Consider the following 18950-nt stretch of genomic DNA (forward strand, 5'->3'; position numbering starts at 1 on the left):
TAAAAAGCCTGCATTGCAGGCTTTTTATACTTCAATTTTAGCTATTTTTTAGGCTTACCCGATTTGCTCGCAAAGGCAATGACTTTTTGATAGCCAGCAGGGAGTAAACGCTGTAAAAGATCTAAAGCTTTGGCATCATTACCAATTAATAAACGTCGCTTATCTTTTTTCACTGCTTCTAAAATTTGACGAGCAGCTTCTTCAGGTGGACAACGTAAAAATTTATTAAACGATTTTGCCGATTTTTCAGGATTTATCCCTAAGCTTTTTAAGCTTTCATTGGTTCTTGCAGCATTTGCGATATTAGTACGAATACCACCGGGGTGTACACATAACGCACTCACGCCACAATTTTCCATATCCAATTCTTGACGAAGTGATTCTGTAAAACCACGTACCGCAAATTTAGTGGCGTTATATGCAGATTGTGTTGGCTGTGCGGTTAATCCAAACAAACTAGAAATATTCACGATGTGACCATCGCCTGTTTGCTTAATGAGTGGTAAGAATGCTTTTGTGCCGTAAACAACGCCCCAAAAGTTAATATTGACAATCCATTCAAGTTCTTCATAAGAAGCACCTTCAACAGTAGATGCCAAAGCTACGCCCGCATTATTAAAAATCATGTTTACAGAACCATGATCTTTTACAGTTTCTTCTGCCCATTCTTGAACAGCAAAACGGTCTGACACATCTAGTTTTTTGATGGTAACGCGCACATCGGTTTCTTTCAGTTTTTCAACAGTTTCAATTAAGCCTTGCTCATTCACATCACTTAAAGATAAATGACATCCCTCTTTGGCAAGTAAAACTGCAAGTTGTTGACCTATACCTGAGCCTGCACCTGTAATTGCTGCAACTTTATTTTGAAAATTATTCATCGTTTTCCCTTTTCCAACACTGTCGCAATACAGACTTCATTTTGAATCTTGATTAAACTTTAAAATAGCACGTATTGAATCATAGTTAATATTCAATCTATTACTCTAATGTTTAAATAGAAACGCTCTTAAATAAAAAAGAGGAAACTCACTTGGAATTTCCTCTTCATTTATTCACTAAAAATTTCAGTCATTAAAAGTTATAACGAACACCAATATTTGCATGAATAGGTGTTTCAACTTTAGAACCTTTTACATAATTCATTTCTGAAAAGGCGCTAAAGGTTTTATTGATCTGAGCATTTAAACCTAGACCAAGTTTTGCTACATCACCAGAAAAATTCGTTTCAAACTTATTGGTATCGTTCACCCATACATTATTGTTATCCATAAATTCATGGCTCCAAGCCGCTTTAATATATGGCGATAATGTACTGTTATTCGCTACAGTAAAATCTTTACCTAAGTGAATACCAACTTCAGATGCTAAAGATTTTTGTGCGCCAATATCAGCTTTCATATCATTGTTTAAGTTCAGTGTTTTCGCTTGAGTTTGAACATATGAAAGACGAACAAACGGTTCTACCCATGTATTATGTTTAAGGCGAGTATTAAAACCACCTTCTACCGCACCACCCCAAGCATTTTGGTTGTAGTCACCTGTAATAGATTGACCATTTGTTGAATGCGCACTTAAATCATTCGCGAAGCGGTTATATTTCAAAGTACCATCCAAATATAAGCCTGAATCATGGAAATACGTTCCATATACACCAAAACTATAGCTATCGATGTTACTGGTACCACCGCGGTCATGTTTTACATCTGCTTTACCATAGCTTGCAAAACCACCCACAAATGCAACACCATCTTTGTTTACAGCAATTTGCTTATCGATACCAACCTCTGTACCTATTTGTTCTAAATCAAAATGCGTATTACCTGTTGCTACATTTGTTTTTGAACCTGTTGCGCGTGTCCAAACACCTGCAGCGCCTTCATTGTTTTTTAACGTACCTTTACGAAAGCGTAAATTATTAAGTTCATTGTTAAATGCAAAAATAGCCGCACTACCTAAACTTAAAACAGCATCTACACCTGGTGTTGTAATTTCATTGCCATTTTCATCTTGCTTTGTGGTTAAGTACCAAGTTTGACCATTGGCATCTTCACGGTTTTTTAGTTCGTACATGTAAGTACCACCATCTACCGCATTAATATTTAGACCACTAATATTGGCAAGTTCAAATTCAGAACCTTTGCTTACATCTGTAATTAAGTCTAAATTTTTATCAAAAGGAGATGTAATTTCCGCGCCTGAATCTGCTACAGAAACTTGATGCTGACCACTACCTTTTTGAATTGTTAAGTAATCACCACGACCATCTTGAATAGATGTGTTGAAATGGAAATGTTGATTTCCTGAAAGCTCATCAATGTTCAGATGAGCATATGTAGCTTCACCCGTTGTTTCGTTTGTACCTGTTTTAAATACAATACGACCATTACCATCTAGCTGACCAATGTGAGACCCTAAATCATCTTGTTTACCCGCTAAAATAAATACACTCGATGAAGCATCATTTAAAGTAACCGATTCGACAACAGCTTCTTTACCCGATGCTGCGGCAACAATTTGTAGCTGACCTTGATCATAAATTTGAGTTGAACCTAATAACTTACCTTCTGCTGCAATCCATGAAATTGCATTATCATGAATTTCAACATCTTTCGCAGTTGCATTTGCTCGAATGTTTTGAACACCGTTATTATATAATTTAACGCCAGTTGCTGTACCAGTCGCTAAAACATCTTGAACACCACCATTTACAATAGTGTTATTTGCCTGACCATTATCCCAAATAGATTGATTACCACTATTGATAATTGTTCCGTTTGCGATAGACCCTTCAAGAACATATTGCTCACCACTATTAATTACGGTGTCATTAGCCGTTGATGCAGACATCACATTTTGTCGACCACCATTAATCACTGAGCCGAAAGATTGACCTCTCGATTGTAGGTATTCAGCACCACCTTTATTGATGATAGTCCCATAAGATTGAGCATCAAGATAAACGAATAATTTGCCGTCAGCATTTACAGTGTTATTTAAAGATTGACTTGGATCTTCTGGGTGTTTATCTGAGTTAACATAAACTGTTCCCCCATTAATATGAGAATTTTCTAATGTTCCGCCAGCATGTACACGGATTAATGCACCCTCATTAACCGTTATATTTGAACCTATAGCAGGGATTGATTCATTATATGAACCTGTTGCAATTTGAGGAAGCTTACCGATTGTCACCTCAGAACCACTATTCATTGTTGAATCTTGGAAGTACCCTAAAATACTTAATTGAGAACCACTGTCTAAAACTAAATTTGTAGCTGTTCCAGCATAAGGGTTTGTTCCACCACTAGCACCAATCTCAATACAATCCTGTTCACCTAATGTACGATCTTCTAGCGTTCCCCCTCCCCAATAAGACGCGGTCACACCAGCCTGACAAAATGCAGCTGCTGAAGTTGACATTGAAGTTGTAATTGCTAAAGAAGATAGGATCGACAAAGTCAGAATGTTAAATTTTGCTTTCACAATATTTTCCAAATGGTAAAAATTAAGCAAATACTAAACTTGACAATTCTTTATTTCAACTTAATAAATGATTCAAAATCAATCCGACAAACAACATTGACTTAATAAAAAAAAGGATAAAATCACTCAATGATAGTGTTACAACACCTTAATCACATACAAAATATATGTATTTAATACTTTATTAAAAACAATTACTAAACAATCATTAACAATCTAGTTACACCAAGGGTGCATTATGAATTCACACTTTTATTTTTAAATTGCTAAATATTTAACAAATGGTAAAACTTTACATTGCAATCTTTTAATATTATTTTATTTATATTGACTATTTTTAAGACAAAATCGCATGTAATTTCAGCTCAATATTTAAGCTATTTTTCTAAAATTATGGCAAAACGAAGTTCGTAATTTTTATGATCATGAACTCAGTATTTTTTATATGACAAACCTTATTTTTATTGATGCACAACTTATGACAGAACAAAAACCTGCGAAAGAAAGACAATTTAAGGGCGTATCTCTTTCAGAACGCAAAGCAATTCGGTTGGAAAAACTTATAGCAGCAGGAATTCAAGTTTACGGAACACGTGGCTTTTTCGCTGCAACGGTAAAAGATATTTGTTTGGAAGCAAAATTAACCGAACGTTATTTTTATGAATCTTTTAAAAAAAGTGAGCAACTATTTCAAACTATTTTTTTAAAATTGGTAGAAGAATTACGCCAAAATGTATTAGAAGCTACAGAGCAAAATGCTGAAAATCCTAAAAAAATGATTGAAGCAGGCTTAATGGCTTTACTCAATACTTTGCATGAAAATCCGAAGATGGCACGTATTATTTATATCGATGGACTGCTCGTTCAAGAATTAAATAACCAAGCTACTCTTCAAGAAACTTTGGCACGATTCGATCGTATGATTCATCATATTCTCATGATTGCAAAACCAAATAATCACCGAACAGAATATGAAATTTCATTGGTTGCTTCAGGTTTAAATGGTTATGTGACTCAAATTGCAATTCGTTGGGTAATGAACAATTTCCAACAATCCAAAGAAGACGTTTTATCTGCATGTTACTGGCCATTTTTAGCATTATTTAATCAAGATCCAGATGAAGCATAGTTTTTCCAATATTTTGTAACTTTAATTTTTATAAACTTAATATCTTGCCAAATGCTGAACTGATACCAACTTGAGGTCTAAAAACTGTCATAAAATCATCAAGAGAATGTCACAATTTGGTTTTAGAATTGTCATAATTTCCATTTTGCAATGATACTGTCATAATTAATCTTTGTAATAAGCCTGTCATAAATACAAAAACGGACAACCGTTTATATTAATAGGGTATTGCGCTGTGAAAGATGACTACATTTTAATTGTTGATGATGAGCTCCCTATTCGGGAAATGATCCATACCGCTTTAGATATGGCAGGTTTTAATTGTTTACAAGCTGAAGATGCGCGCCAAGCACATCAAATGATTGTCGATCAACGTCCTTCTTTGGTCTTATTGGATTGGATGATGCCTGGTGGCGTAAGCGGCGTCGATTTATGCCGTCGCTTGAAAAAAGATGAAAACTTATCTGAAATTCCAGTCATTATGCTTACTGCGCGCGGAGAAGAAGACCATAAAGTTCAAGGTCTAGATGCTGGTGCAGATGATTACATGACTAAACCCTTTTCTACACGTGAATTGGTTTCTCGTATAAAAGCAGTTTTGCGTCGTTCAAATGCTTTAAGCGGTGAAAAATCAATTGATGCAAATGGTTTATTATTAGATCCAGTCAGTCAACGTGTCAGCTTTGGTGCTAACATTTTAGAAATGGGACCTACTGAATACCGTTTATTGGCATTTTTCATGACCCATCCTGAACGTGCATATACACGTGCACAATTACTTGACCAAGTATGGGGTGGAAACGTATATATTGAAGACCGTACAATTGACGTTCATATTCGTCGATTACGCAAAGTTTTAGAACCTTTTGGTGCAGATCGTTATGTCCAAACTGTTCGTGGAACTGGCTACCGTTTTTCTACTCGAGCAGATGTTGCATTAGGTTAATTAGCATTTATGTATGAACCATACCCCGTTCCTGAGCTTGCAAGAGAACATAAAAAGTTTCGCTATAGCAGCTTATGGGCCTTTTCCAAGCAAGACTTAAGACTCCTCACATTTTTGATTGTGATTGCGGCATTTATTGGATTAGGCGTTGGGTATTTTTGGAGTTGCATCCTCTGTGCATTTGCCATTTTCTGCATCATACAATTACGTTCACTTTATTTAGTCAACGATTGGATTTCCAACCGACCTTATGATGTTCCGCCTAATTTAGGGGGAATTTGGGGTGCTTTACTCTTTAATGTTTACAGAGCACAACGCCAAGAACGAATTGTTCAAGCAGAAATGGTTGGACTCATTGATCGAGCACAATCATCGCTTGTTGCCTTAGCAGAAGCCGTTGTTCTTATTGATGATAACAATCAAATTGAATGGTGGAATCCTGCTGCTGAACATCTTCTAGGCTTTCAGACACATGATCGTGGTCGTAATATTTTAAGTATTTTACGTCAACCAAATTTCATTGAATATTTCAACCATATAGATGAATCACCTGATGGTTTGAAAATGAAATCTACGGTCTATGAAGAACATTATGTTCAAGTCAAAATGACGCGTTTTGGTGGTGAAAGCCGTCTTTTAGTTGCCTATGACGTAACGCGCATGCATAACTTAGAACAAATGCGTAAAGACTTTGTAGATAACATTTCACATGAACTTCGCACACCATTAACCGTGCTCAGTGGTTACATTGAAACGTTTACAGATCAAGAAGATATTAACCCTCGTTGGAAACGTGCATTTGATCAAATGCAATCGCAAACACGTCGTATGAATGCTTTGGTCAATGATTTGCTTTTATTGTCACGCTTAGAAAATGAAAAAAGTATCGCCAAAAATCAAATCATTGAAATGCCGAGTTTAATGAATCAATTATTTGATGATGCACAAGCTTACAATGTCGATTATGGTCACACACTGAATTTAGATATCGACAGCCACTGCGAAATTATTGGTTCAGATATGGAACTTGCGAGTGCTTTTAGTAACCTGATTACCAATGCCATTAAATACACACCAAAAGGTGGAACCATTACCATTGGTTGGCATGATGATGGCACGCATGGCTACTTCACTGTAGAAGATACAGGAATTGGGATTGACCCTAAACACTTGCCACGCTTAACCGAACGTTTTTACCGTGTAGACAGTGCACGTAGCCGAGCAACAGGCGGAACAGGCTTGGGCTTAGCCATTGTGAAGCACGTTCTTATGCAACATAACGCATATTTAGATGTTGAATCTAAAGAAAATCAGGGCTCAATTTTTAAGGCGGTTTTCCCTAAAGAACGTTTATACCATTCAAGTTAATATATAAAAAAAGCACCGAAAGGTGCTTTTTTAGTTTCATCATTCAAAATAAAACTTACAGGGTATGACCTAAAGCTTTACCCATTTCAACTGTAGAATTCGCTTTAAATTCAGCATCCCACTGCATTTTATTTTCTTCAAATAAAACTACAGCAGTTGAACCTAAATAGAAACGACCTAATTCTGCACCCTTTTCCAAGAACAGATTATGTTGATTCACTTCTAAACGACCTGATGGTTTAACTTTTCCTGTTGCCACAGTTTCAATGCCTGCAACAATCATCGCACCAACAAGAACAACCGCCATACGACCAAGTTCAGTATCAAATAAGCACACCATACGTTCGTTACGTGCAAATAAACCTGGAATATTTTCCGCAGTCGTTTGGTTTACAGAGAACAATTCACCCGGAACATACAAAGTTTCAGTTAATGTACCTGCAAAAGGCATATGTACACGGTGATAATCTTTTGGTGAAAGATAAACTGTTGCAAACTGACCATTTTTAAATGGTTCTGCAAGTAATGGATCTGCAATTAAGTTTTCAGTTGTAAAACTTTGACCTTTGGCTTGAAAAATCTCACCCGCTTCAATTTTGCCTAATTGTGAAATTGCACCGTCAGCAGGTGAAACAATACTCGTTGCATCATTGTCAATTTCACGTACGCCATCTTTTAAAGAACGTGTGAAAAACTCATTAAATGATTTAAATTTCAATGCATTTTGTTGCTCTGCAATCGACATATCAATGCCATATTGCGCTTTAAAAGCACTAATAACAGTGTTTTTAATAATAGGCGTTTCACTTGCCGCAAGCTTACCTACAACACGAGATAATTGGTGCTGTGGCACAACACGTTGTGCTTGAATGAAAAGTTGTTTTTTTAAACGTGATGTGAGGCTCAAGACGGCGACTCTCCAGTAATAATAGGACTAGCGAGGCAGTTGCCCCATTCACTCCACGCCCCATCATACGCTTGAACTTTCCAACCCAATAAACGGCTTAAAATATAAGCCAGACCTGAACGGTGATGCGATTGGCAATACACCACGACAGGTTCATTTAAATTGAAGCCTAACTGTTCCAAACGTTGTTGCGTGTTTTGTAATGGGCGCAATTTTAAATGATTTTCACGGTTTAGGGCAGTACTCCATTCAAAATGTCTTGCCCCTGGAATGTGACCGCCACGTCTAGCGGCTAATCTGAGGCCTGTATATTCATCTTCTGTACGGCAATCCCAAACCTGAATCTCTTTGTTTTTCACCTTTTCAAGCAATTCATCATATTGAATACGATATGTTTCATCTAATTTAACTTGGACTAAATTTGTTACAGTTTCAAAGCTTTCTACTTCTGCTGAGGTGGGTAAACCCGCACCTAACCATGCGTGAATACCGCCATTTAACAGACTTGTATTATGAAAACCTAAACAATGTAAGTTCCAAATTAGACGCCCTGCCCATGCACCACCTTCATCATCATAAGCAACCACATGGTGATCGGGCGAAATATTTAAATATTGAATGAGCTCTTCTAAGCCTTCCACTTCTGGCAATAAACCCGATGTATTGTCTTCTTGACGTACTAAAAGCTTTGGTTTCAAATGAATTGCATGCGGAATATGTAATTGTTCATAAACCGAACTTCGGCTTAAATCGACAATACGTAAATTGGTATTTCCTAGATGAGGAACCAAGTCCTCAACTTCAATTAATAGTTTGAAATCAAAGTTAAATTTAGCCATCTTTTGCATTTTATATTTAGTCCAATATCTTAAATATTAGCATACTTACTTTTTAGTAATCTGTGGATTTATAGTATTCATTTAGCATAATTTTAGATAAGTAAACTCATTTTTTAATCAAAAAAAATGCCAAACATCATGTTCAGCATTTTCTAAATTTAGTCCAATTCTATGCTTCGGTAATATCAAAAACTTGACGTAAATATGCCAAGAAAGTGTCATTATCCGTCATGGTTTTGCCTGGACTATCCGAAATTTTTGCTACAGATTGTCCATTACATTCCACAAGTTTCAACACGATATTTAAAGGTGTTTGTCCCATATCGTTTGTTAAATTTGTGCCAATCCCAAAGCTCACTTGGAAGCGATCTTTAAAGTAGTTATGCAATGACCATGCTTTTTCTAAATTCAAACCATCACTAAACGTGAGCATTTTGGTTTTACTATCAATTTTTAAATTTTTATAGTGTTCATAAGCTTTGTCACCCCATTCATACGGGTCGCCACTGTCATGACGTAAACCATCAAACAGTTTTGCAAAGTACAAATCAAAATCTTGTAAGAAAGCATCCATTCCCACAACATCTGTCAGTGCTATTCCTAAATCGCCACGGTATTCTTGCACCCAAGTTTCCAGCGCAGATTTTTGGAAATTACGTAAACGAACATCTAAAGCTTGAAAGGCTTGTAGAAATTCATGCGCCATTGTACCAATAGGTGTGATGTTCAAATCCTTTGCAATCAATACATTACTTGTACCACGGAAAATGTAGGGTGCAGCTTTGTGGAATTCTTCAATAACGTGTTTTTGCCATTCAAAGCTATATCTTCGACGTGTGCCAAAATCTGAAACTAAAAATGGTGGATCATTTGGATTTTGTTCTGCTTCGTATTTTTTAAGTAATTCAACTTTCGCTAAAAGACGACGTTCACCTTCGGCAAGAACTTCATCTGAACGAATACGTTTGAAGTAAAGCTCATTGACTATAGCAAGAACGAAAATTTCAAACATCATCGCTTGAACCATTGGGCCTTCTACCCAAATATCCAAACGCCCTTCTTCGTCTATTCCCGCTTTAATAAAACGGCGTTTTAATTGGAAGAGTTCTAAATAATCGACAAAGTCACTTTTTATAAAACGTAAACTTCTTAAATACAGAAGCTCATCTTCTTTAAATTTTAATTGGCAAAGATGATCTAATTGTTCATTCAAATCATCTAAAATTTCCGTTAATGGATATTCCGTATCTTGCAAATTACGGCATCGGAAATGATAGACACTATGCGTCTGTGGGAATTTATGCAGAACCACTTGAAGCATTGTAAATTTGTACAAATCTGTATCAAGCAAAGATTGAATGATTGGAGCCATATCTTTATGTATTTCGCTGTGCTTATTGCATTAAAGCATATTTTTTAAATAAAAATTGAAAGTTTTAAGAAGAGTTGAATGGTTTTAGACAAAATAAAAAGACCCAATATAGATTGAGTCTTTATTATTCATTCATTTTATATAGCTTTGTTAGATAAAAATGAGCAATAGATTCTGAATCAAAGGCTTCATTTAATCCTTAAGTTGCTTAAATTTTTTATCTTGTCCAATCACTTTGGCAAATTCTTCAACGGTTTTTTGACCTGTTTTTTTGCATTCACATCGCAATCTGTTTTACGAAGTTGTTTCACAATCGACCATTCTAGTTTGAACATTGCACCCATTAATGCAGTATTACCTTTATTATCACGTGCGCAACGATCTGCACCATACGCAATTAATGTCGTAACAATATTTTGATGACCATAATATGCAGCCATCATTAACGGTGTATAACCATCTGCATTACGCGTATCTACAGGAAAACCATATTTTAAAAACTCGTTGATGACGTCTTCATTACCCGTTCTTGCAGCAGCAAAGAAAAGAGCTATCAATTCCTGTTGTGAGTTCATCTGATCGTTTGCAACAGTTTTAACGGGGGAGATATTCTTCGCGACAGTCACGTTTGCGAATGCGGAACCAAGCACGAGAATACTAGCTAAAACGATATGTTGCATAACTTTCATGATGAACTCCAACAGAAATCGAACTTACTTCATAATATGAAAATTTGATATTGGTAAAAAAGAGTGCCTGTAAAACTCCCCTAGGGTGCAGGAAAGGAATTGAGTTCTACAGGACTTTCTTGAGGTGACTTCCTACGCCCTAGTCACCAATTCAGCCGATCAATCTATATTGACCATTTAAAAGACTTAGTCTTTTAATTTCGCTGCTTTCGCTTTAACAGTTGCCAAGTTACCGTTCACCGCTTTAGTCATACGCGTACCGTAGTCCGCATCTGCTTTGTAGAAGTAAGACAACATGATGTGCTTAGTTTCTGAATCTTTCACATTGCCAAGATCAGCAGCTAAGTTCATGATTAAATCGTCTTTTTCTTTCGCAGTGTATGAACGGTAAAGATCACCAGCTTGCTTGAAGTTTTGCTCTTTCACGCCAACTTGTTGAACTGTACCTGAAAGTGGAGTTTGAACTGCACGTGCTTTTTCAGTTGCAGCTTTAGGCTCTTTACGACTTGGTTCATAGTTAACATCAGAATCGCGTTCGCTAACGTTCATGTAGCCATCTTGGTTGTTGTTGTTTACATTCACAACTGGACGGTTTACAGGAATTTGCTGATGATTCGCACCTAAACGATACATTTGCGTATCCGAGTAAGAGAACACACGACCTTGTAATAAACGGTCTTCAGATGGCTCGATACCTGGTACTAAATTACCTGGAGCAAAAGCTGATTGCTCAGTTTCATTAAAGAAGTTTTTAGGCATACGGTTAAGTGTTAACGTACCTACTTTCGTTTCTTTAACTAAGTCTGTTGGCCAGATTTTAGTTGGATCTAGCGGATCAAAATCAAAGCTATTTAAATCTTTAGGATCCAATACTTGGATATAAAGATCCCATTTCGGGAAATTACCTTTGTTGATGTTGTTGTAAAGATCGTTCGTTAAGTGGTTGAAGTCTTTACCTTGTTGCTCAGCCGCTTCTTTCACGTTAAGACCTTTCACGCCCTGTTTAGAGCGGAAGTTGAACTTCACGTATTTATATTCGCCTTTGTCGTTGTACAACTTGTATGCGTGAACACCAAAACCATCTTGCTCGCGGTAGCTCGTTGGAACACCTTGCTGACCATAAACGTAAGTCAACATGTTCACAGCCCATGGTTGGCTAGATAAGAAGTCAAAAACGCGGTTTGCATCTTGAACGTTATTAATTGGGCTTGGTTTCATTGCGTGAATGAAATCTGGGAACTTAATCGCATCACGAATAAAGAATACTGGAGATTGGTTACCTACTAAGTCCCAGTTACCTTCTTGCGTATAGAATTTGATTGCAAAACCATGTGGGTCACGTAAAGTTTCAGGTGAACCTTTACCGTGAATTACGGTTGAGAAACGTAAGAATACAGGGGTTTTTGTACCTGCTTTAAAAAGTGAAGCGACAGTTAAGTCTGATAAATCTTTAGTTGCAACAAATTCACCGTAAGCACCCGTACCACGTGCATGAACAACACGCTCAGGAATACGCTCGCGACCAAAACGTTGTAATTTTTGTACCAATTGAACGTCTTGTAGCAAAGTGCCACCATTTGGACCTGCGGTGATTGAGTTTTGGTTATCACCCACTGGAGCACCGTTATCTTTTGTTAATGGTGCAGCTTGTGTCGCTGCAGTTGCTGCTGTAAGCATTGCAACTAATAAAGAACGCTTAAACATGATGTTTTCTCTCAATTCATACCTTTCCTGCACGAGCTAAGTTACATTTTTCATTTAAATTGGTAAAAGGGTTAATTTTTATAGTTTTAATCGTTTTATTAGATCAACACTTTTAAACTTATCTAAACTCAATATTTATTAAATACTTACACAACAACAAACTCACCACATCATATTGAGTAGAGATATTTGCTACAATTCATTTGAATTAAAAAACATCATAAATGGTTGTGTTATGCGTGCTTTATTGCAACGAGTTCTTGAAGCAAAAGTAGTTGTAGATGGTGAAACAACTGGAGAAATTGAAAAAGGAATTTTAGTTTTTCTAGGTTTAGGCAAGGAAGATGACTTTGAAAAAGGTAAAAAGCTGATTGATAAAATTTTAAAATATCGTTTTTTTGATGATGAACAAGGCAAAATGGGATGGAATATTTCCCAAGCCAATGGTGGTTTATTGCTTGTTTCACAATTTACTTTAATGGCACAAACACAAAAAGGCTTACGTCCTGACTTTGGTCCTGCAATGCCGCCCAGTGAAGCCAAAGCACTTTATGAACAACTAGTTGAATATGCAAAATCTCAGTTTAGCCATGTTCAAACAGGTATTTTTGCTGCAGACATGAAAGTTCATTTGGTCAATGATGGACCTGTAACATTTAACTTAGAAATTGAATAATTGAAATCTTATACATATAAAAGAGCCCTCGATTGAGGGCTTTTCTTGGTCAAATCTATCACTCATACTTATAGCCTCTTTGTATTTCTCCCAAAGGGAGAAAGAAAAGGCTCGATGAAAGATTTTTGATTATTTACCTGTCTTCTCTTTGATGAATTGACGCGCAAAAGACAACTTTTCTTTCACAGGTTTTGGCAATTTTGGCGGAATAAGTTTAGCAACACGGTTAAACCACACCAACAAACTGAAATCACCTTCCATTTTAATTGTGCCATTTTGCATACCTGTCATAAATACAGATGGATCGCCTTTAACCAACGTCTTTACACCTTGTTCACTGTCTGCAAATTGCAAAGTAAAATCTGCAGGTTCTGCACTTCCTGAAACTGTATCGATTTGTCCATTATTTACAATAATTTGACGCGTAACACCCAAGTCTGTACCAATTTGAATACGGAACTGACGATCATGAATCAATTCAATAAATTTAGGACTTGTACGAGCCAATTGCTTCATACGCAATACTAAACCTGCAACCATAAGGTCAAGCGGGTCTGTACTCACATCAACAAGTGGTAATTTTACGACAGGTAGTGAAGGAAATTTCATGACATCGAAGCCTATTGTAATTGTATAAAATTGAACTACGACATCCTACCATAGCTTATTTTTTTTGCAGTATTGCTTTGCATAATAATCATAAATTTCAAACAAAAAAAATGCACATCAATGTGCATTTTTCGAAAAAGATCAGTCTTCTCTTAATGGCTAGAATATTGTTGCTGATCGTCTTCATATACTGGAGTATGTTCAATATAACGACGCTTTGCCATTGCTGCACGTTCCGCTCGACGATCTTCAATTAACAGCAATAATGTCATCATCACCATTGCAAATGAAATCGCAGCTAGATAACTGTAAGTTACTGGGAATTCAAAGACTGTTTGCACACTTAAACGTACAATCTCGAGTAATCCCCAAAAAACCATTCCAGCCATCATAAAGCTCAACCAGCGGCGATAAGGCGAGAAGAAAACAGCAATCAAAGCAACTGCTAATAAGCTGATGCCGACAATGCTTGCTAAATTCGCTGTTGCCATAAAAACCTCCGTTAATGTTAGATTCTAGCTTTTTAAATAAAGCATCGTTCTAACGCGAATACCTTTAATTAGATTAATGGGCTATATGTATTTAAACGCTATGAAAAGCATTATGAGCAGTTTTTTGCATAAAAAAAGACTTGTTATCTGGTTATGCGACATACATTGTCGCAATATTATATTGTAATTACATTTTTTTTGATTTTAACTTTTCGGGAAGTAAAGCCTGTCCTTTCTTCGCGTGTCATTACAAAAAAAACATCTGCATTTTTTAACTAAAAAATTTTTTTACCGATGGTATTTATCGTTATTTTTTTCTTGCATTCATCCACGGCTTTAGTCTCATTATTTATGCCTTTATAAATAAAAAATACGGCAAATTTGCCGTATTTTTTTAAAAACTCAACCATTATCCACGGTTTAAATCTTTATCATGTACACCAAGTAAATACAGTACACCATCTAAACCAACGCTAGAAATGGCTTGATTCGCATTTTGGCGAACTAGAGGTTTCGCACGGAATGCAACACCTAAACCCGCAATTGAAAGCATTGGTAAATCGTTTGCACCATCCCCTACTGCAATGGCTTGCTCAAGTGAAATACCCATTTCTTCAGCAATTTGAGTTAAAAGTAAGGCCTTACGTGCACCATCTACAATGTGACCTTTAACTTCACCTGTCACCTTGCCATCTTGAATATCTAAGATGTTTGCATGTACTTCATCTATACCTAATTTTGCTTGTAAATATTCTGCAAAATATTGGAATCCACCAGATAAAATTGCGGTGCGATAACCCAATGCTTTCAGTGTTGAAATTAAACGTTCAGCACCTTCTGTAACGGTTAAGCGTTCTGCAATACTTGCAAGTACAGATGCATCCATACCTTTTAAAAGAGCAACACGTGCGCGGAAACTGCTTTGGAAATCAAGTTCACCTTGCATTGCACGTTCTGTAATTTCAGCAACCTGCTCACCCACGCCTGCTTCAATTGCAAGTTCATCAATAACTTCTTGCTCAATTAACGTTGAGTCCATATCAAAGCAAACTAAACGACGATTACGGCGATAAGCATTATCTTCCTGAACTGCAACATCGACATTTAGTTCACTTGATAGTTTTAGGCATGCTGCACGCATTGCTGCAGCATCTAGCATTTGTCCTTTTAAGCCAAACTCTACACAAGCACGTTTAGGCTCAGTAGATTCACCTGTTAAAGTTGGTCTGCCAGACAAACGTGTTACTGTTTCAATGTTAAAGCCTTGACTAGATACAATTTGAGTCACTGCTTGTAAGTGCGAAGCTTTTAATTCAGGTGCTAGCGCTGTTACGATGTAACGCGTACGACCACCTTCACTTACCCATTGATCATAATCTGTTGCCAAGATTGGTTTAAAGCGAACAGTTAAACCAATTTCATGTGCTAAAATTAAAATCTCTTTCATGGCTAATGCTGTCGCAGTCTGATCTTCAGAGGCAACAACAATACCTAATGTGAGCTGGTTGTGGATGACGGCTTGGCCAACATCTAGAATTTGTAAGGAATAAGCGGACAACACCTGCATTAATCGAGTAAACTGATTAGGTTGGTCAGGTCCTAAAAATGATATAAGAATGATTTCTCGCATGAATTGACTCGGGTCTGAGCTACAACTATTGTAAGAATCATAATCGAATTTAAGTAGAATTACTTTGGAAGTTTACGTTGAATGCGCCTAGACAAGGGCTATTTGCTAGCCTACTGATTGTAAGCTTTACGTTGCATACCTTTTTATTGGTACTTGCAACGACACATCAATTAAATGAAAACCGCACCAATCAAGGTCAATTGATGACAACGCAATTGGTTACGGACAGCTTATCTGAGCTAGATCCTGCCAATACCGTGTCTCTTGCTTTATTGGCGAATCGTTATGCAACCAACCCCAATATTGCATCTATTCGTATTTTAGATACCAATAATCAGGTGCTTGCAACTGGTGGTATGTCAAAAACGCGTCAGGGCGAAATTTTTGTTAGAGATGCGTTACAAAATGAAAAGAAAGTCGGAACAATTGAAATTACGCTAATTAAACCAAGTATTGGTGAAATTTTACGTACTCAATGGATGGCTATTCTATTTTCATTATTCATTCATGGCTTGTTGTGGCTTGCTTACCGTGCAATTGCACGACCTAGCCGTACAGAATATTTGGCAAATATAAATAATGAAGCACGTTTAAAACACGAACTTCAAATGTTGACTCAAGCATTAGAACAAGAAAAGCATCATTCTGCGGTAACTTTGGCACAATCTCAGCATCTTGCTAAAGCTCAACCAAAAATCAAAGAATTGAACAGTGAAGTCCCAAATCAAAACACTATTGCTTTGAATATTCAGTTCTACGACCCGAAACAACTGCTCGACTCAATTACAGATAAAGTTTCTACACCTTACTTTAATTTGTGCCAAATCTTTTTAACAAAAAGTATTGAGCTTTGTGTTCAATATTACAAATTGAATGTTTCTGACATTACAACTGTACAGACGTTCAGTCGAAATGGTGCAACCCTGACAATTTCATCTGAAAAGCCAAATGCTGCAGAATGTTTGGCTATGATTGGCACCGTTTTCCAGTTGCTTTCAGAAGTACTTTATAAACGTTACCGCGAAGACAAACGCTTTGTACTTCAAACACGCAGTGCCGTAGCCACTTCTGTTGAAGCGATGCAACTTAACTCAGTTCAAGCAGCAGAACGTTTGGTGAATCAACTTTCAGCAAAAGAAAGCGCGATTTATTTACCTAATGAATTTTTGAAAGAGCTATCGGAACATTACGAATTGGTTAATCTGCCTAATCCAACCAATGTTCTAACTCGCCATGCATTTATGATTAATGGTATGGATAGTGAACATGCGGAATTAGCGCAAACCATTCGTACTGAAATTTTAAAAGCAAAACAATCTCGTGCATCTTAAAATGCAGTGTTGAAATAAAAAGCCTGACTTAATGTCAGGCTTTTTTAATCCAATTTTTTTTATTTTTCAGTTTTATCTGCTTTTGCCGCCCAATACGTTGCAAGTGCAGAACCCGAAATATTGTGCCATAAACTAAAAATAGCACTTGGAACAGCAGTAATTGGTGATAAAGCAAAATGTACCGCAGCCAATGCCACCCCCAAACCTGAATTTTGCATACCCACTTCAATAGAAATGGCTTTGCAATCTGCATAGGGTAATTTGAACATTCGCCCTACCCAATACCCTAAAAGCAAACCCAAACCGTTATGTAAGATGACAACGCCCAAAATCATTAAACCTGATTCTAAAATTTGTGCCTTACTTCCTGCAATAATCGCAGCAACAATTGCCACAATGGCAACTACAGAAATTAAAGGCATGACTTGAATATAGTGATCGACCTTATTTTTCAAAATAGCACGTGCAAGCAAACCTAAAACAATTGGAAATAAAACCACTTGTAGAATAGATTTCAACATCGACATTGCATTGATATCAATCCACTGACTTGCCAAAACATAAAAAATTGCAGGCGTAAGAATTGGCGCAAGAATCGTTGAAACTGAAGTACATGCAACGGAGAGTGCAGTATTTCCTTTCGCCATAAAGGTAATCACATTCGATGCTGTTCCACCAGGGCAACACCCTACCAAAATAACACCAATGGCAATTTCTGTTGGTAAGTTAAAAAGCTGACACAATAAGAATGCCAAAGCAGGCATCACTAAAAATTGCGCAAAAACACCAAGCGTAACTGCTTTTGGGTTGTGTAAAACACCTTTAAAATCGCCCAACGTCATGGTCATGCCCATACCAAACATAATGATGCCAAGCATCCATGTAATATAGGTTTTTAACCAAACAAATGTTTCTGGACTATAAAGTGCAAGTCCTGAAAAAAGAATGACCCAAATGGCAAAGGTCTTTTGGATGAACTGTGTAAATTTAAGAAGAATAGACATCTGCCTACTCCTATATCATTGATTTGAGTGGGCAAAAATAAAGGGAATAACTTTGTATTATTCCCATGAAATATATGGTGTATTTAAGCACATTGTTCGATTAAATCTTTCATATAAATACGTTTCACACCTGCTGCCGACATCTCTTGCCATGCATATTGTAAAGAACCATTTAAATCTATGCCTTTAGTTGCATCTTCAATCACAAAAGTATTAAAACCTAACTTTGCAGCATCCATGGCTGTCCATGCCACACAAAAATCTGTGGCAATTCCCACAATAAATACAGTATCAATAGTGCGCGCTTTTAAATAACCCGCCAAACCTGTTGTTGTTTTTTGGTCAGCTTCCATAAATGCCGAATAACTATCAATATGACTATGGAAACCTTTTCGAATAATTAATTGAGCGGTTGGTAATTTTAAGTTTGGATGTAATTCGGCATCATGTGTTCCTTGTACACAATGTGCAGGCCACAAAACTTGCGTACCATAATCTAACTCTACAGTATCAAAAGCCTGTTTATTTTCATGATTTTGGGCAAAAGAAATATGATTTTCAGGATGCCAATCTTGTGTGATGACAATATTTTCAAAATACGTTGCGATATGATTAATGTTTGGAATAATCTGATCTGCATTTGCAACAGCTAAGTTGCCACCTGGCGTAAAACCATTTTGAACATCCACAACAATTAAGGCTGTATTTTTTTGCATTTATATCGAAATCCTTTTAAACCTTGAAAATAGTTAATCATATTTTCCATTGA

Annotated in this window: 16 protein-coding genes and 1 pseudogene; 5 read left to right on the top strand and 12 right to left on the bottom strand. The window is 36.7% G+C overall.

All coding sequences use genetic code 11. The annotated features are described in order from the left end of the window. Nucleotides 1-41: 41 nt before the first annotated feature. Nucleotides 42-881: an SDR family NAD(P)-dependent oxidoreductase gene (locus GTK57_RS05340; protein WP_163121764.1), complete on the bottom strand. Its 840-nt coding sequence runs from the start codon at nt 879-881 to the stop codon at nt 42-44. Between the two features lie 193 nt (nt 882-1074). Further along, a complete protein-coding gene (locus tag GTK57_RS05345; RefSeq protein ID WP_163121766.1) occupies nt 1075-3486 on the bottom strand; it encodes an autotransporter outer membrane beta-barrel domain-containing protein in 2412 nt (803 codons plus the stop codon). Nucleotides 3487-3931: 445 nt separating this feature from the next. Between GTK57_RS05345 and GTK57_RS05350 the strand changes: the two genes are divergently transcribed. The 3 genes from GTK57_RS05350 (at nt 3932) to phoR (ending at nt 6929) form a co-directional block, all read left to right on the top strand. Beyond that, on the top strand, nt 3932-4615 hold the full coding sequence (locus tag GTK57_RS05350; RefSeq protein ID WP_163121768.1) for a TetR/AcrR family transcriptional regulator: 684 nt from the start codon (nt 3932-3934) through the stop codon (nt 4613-4615). Between the two features lie 235 nt (nt 4616-4850). Continuing rightward, on the top strand, nt 4851-5561 hold the full coding sequence (gene phoB / locus GTK57_RS05355; protein WP_163121770.1) for a phosphate regulon transcriptional regulator PhoB: 711 nt from the start codon (nt 4851-4853) through the stop codon (nt 5559-5561). A gap of 9 nt (nt 5562-5570) precedes the next feature. After that, nucleotides 5571-6929: a phosphate regulon sensor histidine kinase PhoR gene (gene phoR / locus GTK57_RS05360; RefSeq protein ID WP_152873813.1), complete on the top strand. Its 1359-nt coding sequence runs from the start codon at nt 5571-5573 to the stop codon at nt 6927-6929. Nucleotides 6930-6984: 55 nt separating this feature from the next. On the opposite strand, the gene asd is transcribed toward phoR, so the two are convergent. The 5 genes and pseudogenes from asd to GTK57_RS05385 form a co-directional block, all read right to left on the bottom strand. Further along, nucleotides 6985-7836 (bottom strand): archaetidylserine decarboxylase, encoded by an 852-nt coding sequence (asd, locus tag GTK57_RS05365; protein ID WP_163121772.1) that lies wholly within the window; start codon nt 7834-7836, stop codon nt 6985-6987. After that, nucleotides 7833-8675 (bottom strand): sulfurtransferase, encoded by an 843-nt coding sequence (locus tag GTK57_RS05370; RefSeq protein WP_163124609.1) that lies wholly within the window; start codon nt 8673-8675, stop codon nt 7833-7835. Before GTK57_RS05370 ends, asd begins: the two co-directional genes overlap by 4 nt. A gap of 169 nt (nt 8676-8844) precedes the next feature. After that, on the bottom strand, nt 8845-10047 hold the full coding sequence (gene pncB / locus GTK57_RS05375) for a nicotinate phosphoribosyltransferase (RefSeq protein WP_152873811.1): 1203 nt from the start codon (nt 10045-10047) through the stop codon (nt 8845-8847). A gap of 192 nt (nt 10048-10239) precedes the next feature. After that, nucleotides 10240-10736: pseudogene (locus GTK57_RS05380) on the bottom strand (ankyrin repeat domain-containing protein). 186 nt (nt 10737-10922) lie between these two features. Beyond that, nucleotides 10923-12440, bottom strand: a complete 1518-nt coding sequence (locus GTK57_RS05385; RefSeq protein WP_152873810.1) for a catalase — start codon at nt 12438-12440, stop codon at nt 10923-10925. A 235-nt stretch (nt 12441-12675) separates the two neighbouring features. On the opposite strand from GTK57_RS05385, the gene dtd reads away from it, so the two are divergent. Next, nucleotides 12676-13116: a D-aminoacyl-tRNA deacylase gene (dtd, locus tag GTK57_RS05390; protein ID WP_152873809.1), complete on the top strand. Its 441-nt coding sequence runs from the start codon at nt 12676-12678 to the stop codon at nt 13114-13116. Between the two features lie 129 nt (nt 13117-13245). Here dtd and GTK57_RS05395 read toward each other — a convergent pair whose 3' ends face one another. From GTK57_RS05395 to serB, 3 genes are all read right to left on the bottom strand, one after another. Beyond that, nucleotides 13246-13725 (bottom strand): SCP-2 sterol transfer family protein, encoded by a 480-nt coding sequence (locus tag GTK57_RS05395; RefSeq protein WP_163121774.1) that lies wholly within the window; start codon nt 13723-13725, stop codon nt 13246-13248. A gap of 152 nt (nt 13726-13877) precedes the next feature. Then, complete coding sequence (gene aciT, locus GTK57_RS05400) at nt 13878-14216, bottom strand: ciprofloxacin tolerance protein AciT (protein ID WP_152873807.1); 339 nt, start codon at nt 14214-14216, stop codon at nt 13878-13880. Between the two features lie 409 nt (nt 14217-14625). Next, entirely contained in the window at nt 14626-15846 is a 1221-nt protein-coding gene (gene serB, locus GTK57_RS05405; protein ID WP_163121776.1) for a phosphoserine phosphatase SerB, read from the bottom strand. A 77-nt stretch (nt 15847-15923) separates the two neighbouring features. Here serB and GTK57_RS05410 point away from each other — a divergent pair, with 77 nt between their 5' ends. Continuing rightward, nucleotides 15924-17177 (top strand): hypothetical protein, encoded by a 1254-nt coding sequence (locus tag GTK57_RS05410; RefSeq protein ID WP_163121778.1) that lies wholly within the window; start codon nt 15924-15926, stop codon nt 17175-17177. Between the two features lie 59 nt (nt 17178-17236). Here the strand turns inward: GTK57_RS05410 and GTK57_RS05415 are convergent, their stop codons facing one another. Continuing rightward, nucleotides 17237-18181: a bile acid:sodium symporter family protein gene (locus GTK57_RS05415; RefSeq protein ID WP_163121780.1), complete on the bottom strand. Its 945-nt coding sequence runs from the start codon at nt 18179-18181 to the stop codon at nt 17237-17239. An 83-nt stretch (nt 18182-18264) separates the two neighbouring features. Then, entirely contained in the window at nt 18265-18897 is a 633-nt protein-coding gene (gene pncA / locus GTK57_RS05420) for a bifunctional nicotinamidase/pyrazinamidase (protein WP_152873803.1), read from the bottom strand. Nucleotides 18898-18950 lie beyond the last annotated feature (53 nt).

The sequence above is a fragment of the Acinetobacter portensis genome (assembly GCF_010646905.1).
Taxonomy (GTDB): domain Bacteria; phylum Pseudomonadota; class Gammaproteobacteria; order Pseudomonadales; family Moraxellaceae; genus Acinetobacter; species Acinetobacter portensis.

Bases quoted from the DNA above. Each gene is read 5' to 3' on its own strand.
- GTK57_RS05340 (WP_163121764.1), bottom strand. From the start codon at position 881: ATGAATAATTTTCAAAATAAAGTTGCAGCAATTACAGGTGCAGGCTCA.
- GTK57_RS05350 (WP_163121768.1), top strand. From the start codon at position 3,932: ATGACAAACCTTATTTTTATTGATGCACAACTTATGACAGAACAAAAA.
- phoR (WP_152873813.1), top strand. From the start codon at position 5,571: ATGTATGAACCATACCCCGTTCCTGAGCTTGCAAGAGAACATAAAAAG.
- GTK57_RS05370 (WP_163124609.1), bottom strand. From the start codon at position 8,675: ATGGCTAAATTTAACTTTGATTTCAAACTATTAATTGAAGTTGAGGAC.
- pncB (WP_152873811.1), bottom strand. From the start codon at position 10,047: ATGGCTCCAATCATTCAATCTTTGCTTGATACAGATTTGTACAAATTT.
- GTK57_RS05385 (WP_152873810.1), bottom strand. From the start codon at position 12,440: ATGTTTAAGCGTTCTTTATTAGTTGCAATGCTTACAGCAGCAACTGCA.
- dtd (WP_152873809.1), top strand. From the start codon at position 12,676: ATGCGTGCTTTATTGCAACGAGTTCTTGAAGCAAAAGTAGTTGTAGAT.
- GTK57_RS05395 (WP_163121774.1), bottom strand. From the start codon at position 13,725: ATGAAATTTCCTTCACTACCTGTCGTAAAATTACCACTTGTTGATGTG.
- aciT (WP_152873807.1), bottom strand. From the start codon at position 14,216: ATGGCAACAGCGAATTTAGCAAGCATTGTCGGCATCAGCTTATTAGCA.
- serB (WP_163121776.1), bottom strand. From the start codon at position 15,846: ATGCGAGAAATCATTCTTATATCATTTTTAGGACCTGACCAACCTAAT.
- GTK57_RS05415 (WP_163121780.1), bottom strand. From the start codon at position 18,181: ATGTCTATTCTTCTTAAATTTACACAGTTCATCCAAAAGACCTTTGCC.
- pncA (WP_152873803.1), bottom strand. From the start codon at position 18,897: ATGCAAAAAAATACAGCCTTAATTGTTGTGGATGTTCAAAATGGTTTT.